Annotated in this window: 2 protein-coding genes; one reads left to right on the top strand and one right to left on the bottom strand. The window is 65.3% G+C overall.

Annotated elements, in window-relative coordinates:
- Positions 1-629 (top strand): tyrosine-type recombinase/integrase (locus ACWD0A_RS34850; RefSeq protein WP_451304712.1); only part of this gene is annotated, 629 nt, incomplete at its 5' end.
- Between the two features lie 33 nt (positions 630-662).
- On the opposite strand, the gene ACWD0A_RS34845 is transcribed toward ACWD0A_RS34850, so the two are convergent.
- Positions 663-1,064, bottom strand: a complete 402-nt coding sequence (locus ACWD0A_RS34845; protein WP_451304711.1) for a hypothetical protein — start codon at positions 1,062-1,064, stop codon at positions 663-665.
- Positions 1,065-1,147 lie beyond the last annotated feature (83 nt).

Below are 1,147 nucleotides of genomic sequence, written 5' to 3'. Positions count from 1 at the left end.
CCCTGCACCCACAGCTGAAGACACTGCTGGACGACTGGCTGCTGCACCGGCCCGAGGGCCTGCGCTCGAACCTGCTGTTCACCGACCACGGCCGCCCGGTCAACGCCTCCCGCATCGAGGCCGCGGTCCGCAAGGCCGCCGAAAGGGCCGGACTGGGCAGGGTCACCCCGCACCAGCTCCGCCACACTCTGGCGACCCAGGCGATCAACCGGGGCATGTCTCTGGAAGCAATCGCCGCCCTCCTCGGACACAAGTCGCTGTCCATGACGCGTGTTTACGCCCGGATCGCCGACCGGACCGTCGCCGACGAGTACTTCGCCGTCTCAGAGAAGGTCGAGGCGCTCTACGATGCCCCGCGCCAGCTGCCGGCCGACGCCGAGGGTTCGGAGATGGCTAAGCTTCGCCGGGAGATGCACCGCCGCATGCTCGGCAACGGCTACTGCGCTCGCCCCGTCGAGATGGACTGCCACTTCGAGTCGATCTGCGAGTCCTGCACCTTCTTCGTCACCACGATCGAGTTCCGGCCCACCCTCGAACGCCAACGAGACGACGCGGCTGCCAAGGGCCAGGTCACACGCGAGCAGATCTTCGACGGACTCCTCAGTCGCCTCGATGGAGAAGCCTCCTGACAATCTCCACTCGCCAAATCGACAGTTACCTGTTCACTGGGCCTCCCCAGTGCCTACTTGAGCTCTTGCAATCTCGGCATGGTGTGAGGCTTCGGCAGCGGCGTCCACGTGATCCAGGCGATTCCAGCGGTCAGTGTCATATCCGTCGCGGTAGTTCCACCAGCTCGCGGTGGTCCACAACCGGTTCCACTCGCGGAGCATGGTGGACCGTTCCTCCTGGCCTCGTCCGCTCCGGTCGAGGAGTGCCAGCAGGAGCCCTGCCGAGTCGCAGAGCAGGATCTCCAGGGAACGCAACGCGCAGAACGTGTCCCCGGTCTCGCCAGCTGCGTCTTGGACTGGCCGAAGCTGGGAGTAGATGAACGCCTCCAGCGTGAGGACGTCATCGCGGGTGATGTCATCCACATAGCGCAGGTTGCGGAGCGGCTCAGTGCTCACGGGCGGCTTCCTCTTTCGACTATGGCTTGACATCGAGACCCGCATATTAGAGGCGTCCCGCGCCGGCTCGTCCCGGACAACCT

Source organism: Streptomyces sp. NPDC002867, from assembly GCF_053591895.1.
Note: the sequence above shows the minus strand (reverse complement) of the source record. Positions and strands in the feature narration are given on the sequence as shown.